Source organism: Streptomyces spongiae (assembly GCF_009377185.1).
GTDB lineage: Bacteria > Actinomycetota > Actinomycetes > Streptomycetales > Streptomycetaceae > Streptomyces > Streptomyces spongiae.
Genome location: NZ_VJZC01000502.1, coordinates 1 through 7423, shown reverse-complemented (window position 1 = coordinate 7423; position 7423 = coordinate 1). Strand labels below are relative to the sequence as shown.

At 70.0% G+C, this 7423-nt stretch carries 5 protein-coding genes and 1 pseudogene; 2 read left to right on the top strand and 4 right to left on the bottom strand.

The genetic code is table 11. The features are described 5' to 3' along the window. Positions 1 to 59 precede the first annotated feature (59 nt). A pseudogene (locus FNH08_RS39670) lies at positions 60 to 1311 on the top strand (RNA-guided endonuclease InsQ/TnpB family protein). A 37-nt stretch (positions 1312 to 1348) separates the two neighbouring features. Here the strand turns inward: FNH08_RS39670 and FNH08_RS39665 are convergent. After that, complete coding sequence (locus tag FNH08_RS39665; protein ID WP_152776376.1) at positions 1349 to 2809, bottom strand: hypothetical protein; 1461 nt, start codon at positions 2807 to 2809, stop codon at positions 1349 to 1351. A gap of 480 nt (positions 2810 to 3289) precedes the next feature. Between FNH08_RS39665 and FNH08_RS39660 the strand changes: the two genes are divergently transcribed. Then, positions 3290 to 5116, top strand: a complete 1827-nt coding sequence (locus FNH08_RS39660) for an endonuclease/exonuclease/phosphatase family protein (RefSeq protein ID WP_152776375.1) — start codon at positions 3290 to 3292, stop codon at positions 5114 to 5116. A 34-nt stretch (positions 5117 to 5150) separates the two neighbouring features. Here the strand turns inward: FNH08_RS39660 and FNH08_RS39655 are convergent, their stop codons facing one another. The 3 genes from FNH08_RS39655 to FNH08_RS39645 all read right to left on the bottom strand — a co-directional run bounded on the left by FNH08_RS39655 (position 5151) and on the right by FNH08_RS39645 (position 7336). Next, the gene (locus tag FNH08_RS39655; protein ID WP_152776374.1) at positions 5151 to 5885 is read right to left on the bottom strand and encodes an SRPBCC family protein; all 735 of its coding nucleotides are present in this window, start codon (positions 5883 to 5885) and stop codon (positions 5151 to 5153) included. Positions 5886 to 5901: 16 nt separating this feature from the next. After that, positions 5902 to 6513 (bottom strand): ArsR/SmtB family transcription factor, encoded by a 612-nt coding sequence (locus tag FNH08_RS39650; protein WP_152776373.1) that lies wholly within the window; start codon positions 6511 to 6513, stop codon positions 5902 to 5904. Between the two features lie 118 nt (positions 6514 to 6631). After that, positions 6632 to 7336 (bottom strand): antibiotic biosynthesis monooxygenase, encoded by a 705-nt coding sequence (locus FNH08_RS39645; RefSeq protein ID WP_152776372.1) that lies wholly within the window; start codon positions 7334 to 7336, stop codon positions 6632 to 6634. Between the last annotated feature and the right edge of the window lie 87 nt (positions 7337 to 7423).

The window sequence follows — 7423 nt, the reverse complement described above, 5'->3', positions numbered from 1 at the left end:
GTATGGTCCTTCGCAGGGTTCGCGATGGCGCGGTGTCCCGGGCGGGGCCGTGAGGGGGGATGGTGCAGGTGAGGGCGGCTGTGGAGGTTGGGCATGCCCGGTACACCTACCGGCTGCGTGTGTCGTCCACTGCCCGCACCGTCCTGGAGGCGGAGTCGGACCGATGCCGGTGGGTGTGGAACGAATGCGTCGCCAAGTCCAGGGCCGTACACCTGCACAACCAGTGGACCGGCCAGAAGGCCACGTGCGGCCCGGCTCAGCTCGATCGGATGCTGACCGAAGCCCGCGCCCGTACACCGTGGCTGCGGGAGGGCTCATCGGTTGTCCAGCAGCAGGTCATCCGCGACTTCGGCCGCGCCCGCGCTAAGGCGCACAAGGACATCCAAAAACGCCTGCCCATGGCGCGCCGGGCCGGTATGCCGAAGTGGAAGACCAAACGCGAGGCACTACCGACCCTCAACTACACAAAGCGTGGATTTCGGTTGAAGAACGGCCGGCTGCACCTGGCGGGCGGCATCGCCGTGGGCGTGGTGTGGTCGCGGGATCTGCCGGGGGAGCCGTCCTCAGTGCGCGTGTACCAGGACAGCCTCGGGCACTGGTACTGCTCCTTCGTCGTCCCCGCCCAAATCCAGCCCCTGCCGAAGACCGGCCGCGAACTCGGCATCGACTGGGGCGTGAAGGAGACCGCGACCACCACGTCCGACGCGCACGACCTGCCGCACGCCGAACACGGCAAGAAGGCGCAGGCGAAGCTGACCGGTTACGACCGGATGATGGCCCGCCGCAAGCCGAAGAAGGGCCAATCCGGATCGAAGGGCTACCGCGAGGCGAAGAAACTGCGGGCGAAGGCGCACAAGAAGGTCGCGAGGCAACGTGAGGACACCGGTCGCAAGTGGGCCAAGAAGGTGGTCCGCGACTACGACACCTTCGCTGTCGAGGACTTCCGCCCGAAGTTCCTGGCCAAGACCACCATGGCCCGCAAGGCCGCCGACGCCGCCATCGGCGCCACCAAGGCCGCCCTGATCGAGATGGGCCGCAAACACGGGCGGGACATCCGCCTCGTACACCCCGCGCACACCACGATGGACTGCGCGCACTGCGATGCGAGAGCCAAGCATCTCCCCCACTGCCTTAAGGGCGTGGGGGGACCCCCAGCCGCTGGGTGAGCGCACCTACACCTGCACCGCATGCGGATCCGTGTCCCCACGGGACAAGAACTCCGCACGCGTCATGCTCGTCCGGGCTGGTCTCAACCCGGCTGGTGCTGATGGCACAAGACCTCCTGGAGCGCTGCTCCAGGAGGCAGCCTGAGCCAGAAATCCCCTCCCTACAGTAGGGAAGGGAGGATTCAATCCCCCCGTTGGGACCGCGCCTTGAACGCCGCCTTGCGGGCCTCCTTGGCGACCTTCTTGTCGGGGTGGAGGCGCCCCATCGCCTCCAGCACGTCCGGAGTCGCCGGGTGATCGACACGCCAGGCCGCCGCGAAGAAGCCGCCGTGCTGCTGAGCGAGCCCCTCCACGAGCGCCTGGAGCTCCACCGAGTTGCCCTCGGCGGCCAACTGCGCGGCCACCGTGTCGACGGTCAGCCAGAACACCATGGCCTCGGACGGCGCGGGCACATCCGCGGCACCCCGCTCGGTGAGCCAGACCCGCGCGAGCCCACCGAGTTCCGCGTCGTCGAGGACCTCACGGAGCGCGGGCTCGGCCGAGGGACCCACGAGGGACAGCGCCTGCTGACAGCGGAGGCGCCGGAGCGGGGCGCCCGTGTCGGCCCCCCGCGCGGCGGCCAGCAACTCACGCGCCGCGGCCAGCGGTTCACGGCGGGCGAGCCACTGCTCCGTCTCCGCCTGCGCGGCCGCCTGCGGGAAGACGGCCGTGCCGTCCAGCAGCGCATCGGCACCCTTGTCCGCGAGATCGCCCACCGCGGGCGCCGGAACACCGGCCTCCAGCAGCCGGGCGCGCAGCCCGTACAGCCCGAGCGGGGTCAGCCGCACCATGCCGTACCGCGTGACGTCCGTCTCGTCGACGGCCGGGAAGGCCTCGCCGTCGGTGCCGCCGTCGGTGTCGCCGACAGCGTCCCCCGTGTCCGCCATGAGCGCCTCGTCGACCGGCCGGTACGCGACGAGCCCGACCGGCTCCAGCAGCCGGAACTGGTCGTCGAGCCGCATCATCGCGTCCGACACCTGTTCCAACACGTCGTTGGTGGGCTCCCCCATGTCGTCGGGGACGATCATCGACGCGGCGAGGGCGGGCAGCGGCAGCGGGCTGTCGCCGGGCCCGTCCTCGCTCACGGTCAGCAGGTAGAGGTTGCCGAGCACCCCGTCGAGGAACTCCGCCTCCGCCTCGGGGTCCCAGTCCAGTTCGGAGAGGTCGACCTGGCCACCCTCGGCCATGGCGTCGACGAAGTCGTCGAGGTCGGGCACGGTCGCGTCGGCCAGGACCGTCTCCAGCGCTCCGAGCCAGACGGCGAGCACGTCCTGGGGTCCTCCGGAGGTGAGCGTGCGCAGGTCCGCGCCCGCGGTGACGGTGCCCTCCTCCTCGTCGACGATCTCCACGAGCCCGGTGTCGACGGCCACCCGCCAGGCCTCGCTCGCGTAGGCCGCCGCGTCCTCGCCGGTGAGGCCCAGTTCGGCGGCGGCCTGCGGCAGTTGCTCGTCGATCAGCTCGCCCCCAGCGCCCACACGCGTCTCCGGTCCGGCCCAGCGGGCCAGCCGCGCGGCGCGCGAGAGGAGGGGTGTGGCGAGCGCGTCCCGCGCCAGCTCCGCTTCGGAGTGCAACCGCACCGGCGGCAGGGTGGAGCTGTCTGACATCGGCTGGTTTCTCCTCCGGACGGACATGACGGGCACCGCGACGCCTCGGCACCTCGACATCTCGGCAGGAACCACCGTGAGCCAGCGCGCTACGGCATGGACGGCACCACTAACGGCACTACTAGCAGTCAAGCACGAACAAACAGGGCGAGCAGAACGCGCACCAGGCACCGCGGCCGTCTCCGGACCCACGAGACCCGGCGACCGTCCCGTAACACCCAGCAGCGACTCAGCCTAGACGGGTTTCCACCCATGCCGCCCTGTTCACGGTCCCGTCAGGAGCCGTACATGGCTGAAACCTTGACAACTGACGTGAGCAGGCAGGAGATTGACGCGCGTAGAAACCCATGAGTAGCCATGAGTAGCTCCGCACGGCTGCCCGCCCCGTTTCTACGCGCGTCGCCACCGCCCCACCGGTTGCGTTTCGCCCCTCGTTCCACTCTCGTCCCGGCGCCCACGCACGTCCCCGGAGGGATTCCCTTGCCGAGCAGGAGAACCGCGCGCATCGCCGCGCTCACCGTCGCCGTCGCCTGTTCCGCGGCGTCCGCCGTGGTGGTCACCAGCACCGCCCACGCGGACACCGTGCGCATCCATGACATCCAGGGCACCACCCGGATATCCCCGCTGGCCGGCCAGCAGGTCACGAACGTGGCGGGCATCGTCACGGGTGTACGGACCTACGGCTCGTCGCGGGGTTTCTGGATCCAGGACCCTCAGGCGGACGACAACCCGGCCACGAGTGAAGGCGTCTTCGTCTTCACCAGCTCCACCCCGAGGGTCGCCGTCGGTGACTCGGTCACCGTCTCCGGCACGGTGACCGAATTCGTACCGGGCGGCACGTCGACCGGAAACCAGTCCCTGACGGAGATCTCCCGCCCGACGGTGACGGTGGTCTCCAGCGGCAACGCCGTTCCGGCCGCCACGGTCGTGGACGCCAAGTCGGTGCCGGCCGCGTACGCGCCGGCCGGTGACACGGCCGCGAGCGGTTCGGTCAACGGCCTGGTCCTGCGGCCCAGGGAGTACGCCCTGGACTACTACGAGTCCCTGGAGGGCATGAACGTCCAGGTCGCCGACGCCCGCGTGGTGACCGCCACCGACCCGTTCACCGAGCTGTGGGTGACGGTGAAGCCGCGCGAGAACGCGAACCGGCGCGGTGGCACCGTCTACGGCTCCTACACCTCGCAGAACACCGGCCGGCTGCAGATCCAGTCGCTGGGCGCGGTCGCCGACTTCCCGAAGGCGAACGTGGGCGACACCCTGGCGGGCACCACGGCCGGCCCGCTGGACTACAACCAGTTCGGCGGCTACACGCTGGTCGCGAGCCGGCTCGGCACCCTGGAGCAGGGCGGCCTGGAGCGCGAGACGACCCGCAAGCAGTCGCGCGGCGAGCTGGCGGTGGCGACCTACAACGTCGAGAACCTGGACCCGTCCGACGGCACCTTCGCGGACCACGCGCACGCGATCGTGAACAACCTCCAGTCGCCCGACATCGTCGCCCTGGAGGAGATCCAGGACAACAACGGCGCGACGAACGACGGTACGGTCGCCGCCGACCAGACGGTGAAGAAGCTGGTCGACGCGATCAAGGCCGCCGGCGGGCCCGCGTACGAGTGGCGGTCCATCGACCCGGTCGACCTGGCGGACGGTGGTGAGCCGGGCGGCAACATCCGCCAGGTGTTCCTGTTCAACCCCGAGCGGGTCTCCTTCACCGACCGCGCGGGCGGCGACGCGACCACGGCGGTCGGGGTGACGAAGGTGCGCGGCAAGGCGCAGCTGACCGTCTCCCCCGGCCGTATCGACCCGGCCAACGACGCCTGGAAGAACAGCCGCAAGCCGCTCGTCGGCGAGTTCACCTTCCGCGGAAAGACGGTCTTCCTGATCGCGAACCACTTCGCGTCGAAGGGCGGCGACCAGGCGCTGCACGCGCAGTACCAGCCGCCGACGCGGAGCTCGGAGACCCAGCGTCACCTCCAGGCGACCGCGGTGAACACGTTCGTCAAGGAGGTCCTGGCGGCCCAGAAGAACGCGGACGTCATCGCCCTCGGCGACATCAACGACTTCGAGTTCTCCGACACCGTGGGCCTCCTGGAGGACGGCGGCGCCCTGTGGTCGGCGATCAAGTCCCTGCCGAAGAGCGAGCGGTACACCTACGACTACCAGGGCAACAGCCAGGTCCTCGACCAGATCCTGATCAGCCCGTCGATCCGGCGTTCCTGCGAGTTCGCGTACGACAGCGTGCACATCAACTCGGAGTTCAACGACCAGATCAGCGACCACGACCCGCAGGTGCTGCGGTTCCGGCCGTAGCCGGCGGTCAGTCTGGGTCAGTCGGCGGCCGTCCTCAGGGCTGGCTGAACACGCCGTTCAGCCAGCCCTGCCAGGCGGCTTCGCACTCCTTGATGTCGGTGCCCGGTGTGAAGTCGTGCAGGGAGATGCCGACCGGGTAGCCCCAGTGGTTGCGCCCGAAGAAGCGGGTCAGGCCCCGGTCCGTCCGCAGGCCGATGAAGTACGGGTTGCGGAAGTCGACCACCGCGTCGAACTCGTCGGGCCCTCGGACCGTCACGCGAGCGCCGGCGGCCACGTCCTCCCCGACACCGAGCGCCCGTCCCACGGTGGCGAGGGCGTCGGCGGCCTTCGATGCCTCGGGTCCGTCGAAGGTGGCGAAAGCGGCGGGCCGCGGCGCGAAGTGGGTCAGGTACTCCCGCAGGGTGTGCAGATAGAAGTCGGTGTGCTTGGCGGCGCCGTCGTACTGGTTGTCCCAGTCGTCGACGAAGATGCCGCTGTGCACGTACCGCACCCAGGCGCGGCGGCCCTCGTCTCTCGGTTCGACGGTGTAGTCGAGCTGGTTCAGGGTCTGCTCGGAGATTCCCTCGACGTCCTCGACCCGGTTGGTGTAGCGGTGCGGCGGGTCCCAGGCGGTGACCTTGGACCCGAAGGGCCCCTTGCCGCCGACACGCGGCTCGGGCGGCTCCATCGGCCACAGATAGCCTCCGGTTCCGGTGGTGATCGCCTCCCACACCTCCTGCGGAGTGGCGTCGACCTCGAACTCGCGGGCGATCTCGAATTCCTTGGACATGGCTGGCTCCTGGGTCCTACTGCTCGAGTTCCTGGGTGGGTTGCTGGTCCTTGACCGTGGGGTGTACGGCGACGACGATCCGGTGATCGCGGCCGCCCTCGGCGTCGGGCGCGTCGTACTTGCGGATCAGTGCGCTCATGCCCGCCGTCAACTCCTCGATGAACGCGGCCCGTTCGGCGGCCGAGGCGAAGCGGACCTCGCCGTCCAGCGCGTACGTCGCGAGTCGCTTGCGGGCCTTCGTCGCCCCCCTGATCAGGGTGCCGACGTCCCGGACCAGCCGGGCGCCGAGCGCGAGCAGCCAGCGGGCGGAGAGCTGGTCCCGGAAGCGGTCCGGGTCGGGTTGCAGGGCGGCGAGCGCGAGGGGCGAGATGACGTACGACGCGGCGGTCGCCCGCATCAGCCGCTCGGTGACGTTGCCCTTGCGGCGTTCGCCCGCCAGCTCCACCAGGCCGTGCCGCTCCAGGGCCTTGAGGTGGTAGTTCACCTTCTGCCGGGGCAGTCCGACCTTGCCGGCCAGCATGGCGGCCGACGCGGGGCCGGCCGCCAGTTCGGCGAGCAGGCGGGCCCGTATGGGGTCCAGCGAGACGGCTGCCGCCTCCGGGTCCTCGATCACGGTCACGTCCAACATGGCTCCACCCTCCCACCGAAAACTTTTTTTGTCCAGACGGTCAGAGTTTTCGGTGGGAGGTTGGGCGGGTGAGTGAGTGGGTGGCGGGTGAACCCGGAATCCGACTGCTACGGGCGGGTCACTCGGGGACGAGACCGAGGGCGTGGCTGTACCGGCTGACCGTGCTGCCCTTCAGTCCGGGCCATGTCTGCACCCGTTCCCACTGCTCGCGGGCCCCGGGCGTGCCGATGCCGTCCCCGGGTGCGGCGAGGGCGTCGATGTGGGCCTGGGCGGTCTCCCACTCGGCGTAGTTGAGGACCCTGGTGCCGTCGGTGGAGAGGTGGAAGTGGGCGGAGATGCCACCGGGGTGCGGGGTCGGCTCGCTTTCGAGGGCCTCGACCACGGCGTCGACCCAGGCGCGCTGCCGATCGGGGTCGGGGCCATCGAACTCGATGTCGACGATCACGACGCAGCCCGGCACCGGCGCCTCGTCCCGCGTCAGGCTGCGGTACCGCCGGTATCGTCCGAGCCACTGGCGCTCGATGCCCGGCACGGCGGTGTCGATCTCGTCGACGCGCTCCTGCCGCTGCGTCCGCACGAATGCCTCGTACGCCTGTTCGTCGGCCCACTGTGAGTAGTGGAGCAGGGTTGAGCCGTCCAGGCCGGTGTAGACGTGGTAACCGAGCAGGCCCTCGGCGGGCCAGGGCCTGCGCTTCCAGGTGGCGGCGACGGCGTCGACGGTCTGCCGCTGCCGGAGGGGCGTTCCCACCTTCCAGGTACTGAAGAAGGGTGCGCCCACCTCGGGGTTGTCGAGCTCGGGGTGTACGTGCGGTCGGCGGGGCATGGTGGCCTCCGGGGGTCGGTACGGGGTGTGTGTACCGATCACCTTTCAACCTCAACCAAGATTGAGGTCAAGCGGGTTCCCTCCGGG

Bases quoted from the DNA above. Each gene is read 5' to 3' on its own strand.
- FNH08_RS39665 (WP_152776376.1), bottom strand. From the start codon at position 2,809: ATGTCAGACAGCTCCACCCTGCCGCCGGTGCGGTTGCACTCCGAAGCG.
- FNH08_RS39655 (WP_152776374.1), bottom strand. From the start codon at position 5,885: ATGTCCAAGGAATTCGAGATCGCCCGCGAGTTCGAGGTCGACGCCACT.
- FNH08_RS39650 (WP_152776373.1), bottom strand. From the start codon at position 6,513: ATGTTGGACGTGACCGTGATCGAGGACCCGGAGGCGGCAGCCGTCTCG.
- FNH08_RS39645 (WP_152776372.1), bottom strand. From the start codon at position 7,336: ATGCCCCGCCGACCGCACGTACACCCCGAGCTCGACAACCCCGAGGTG.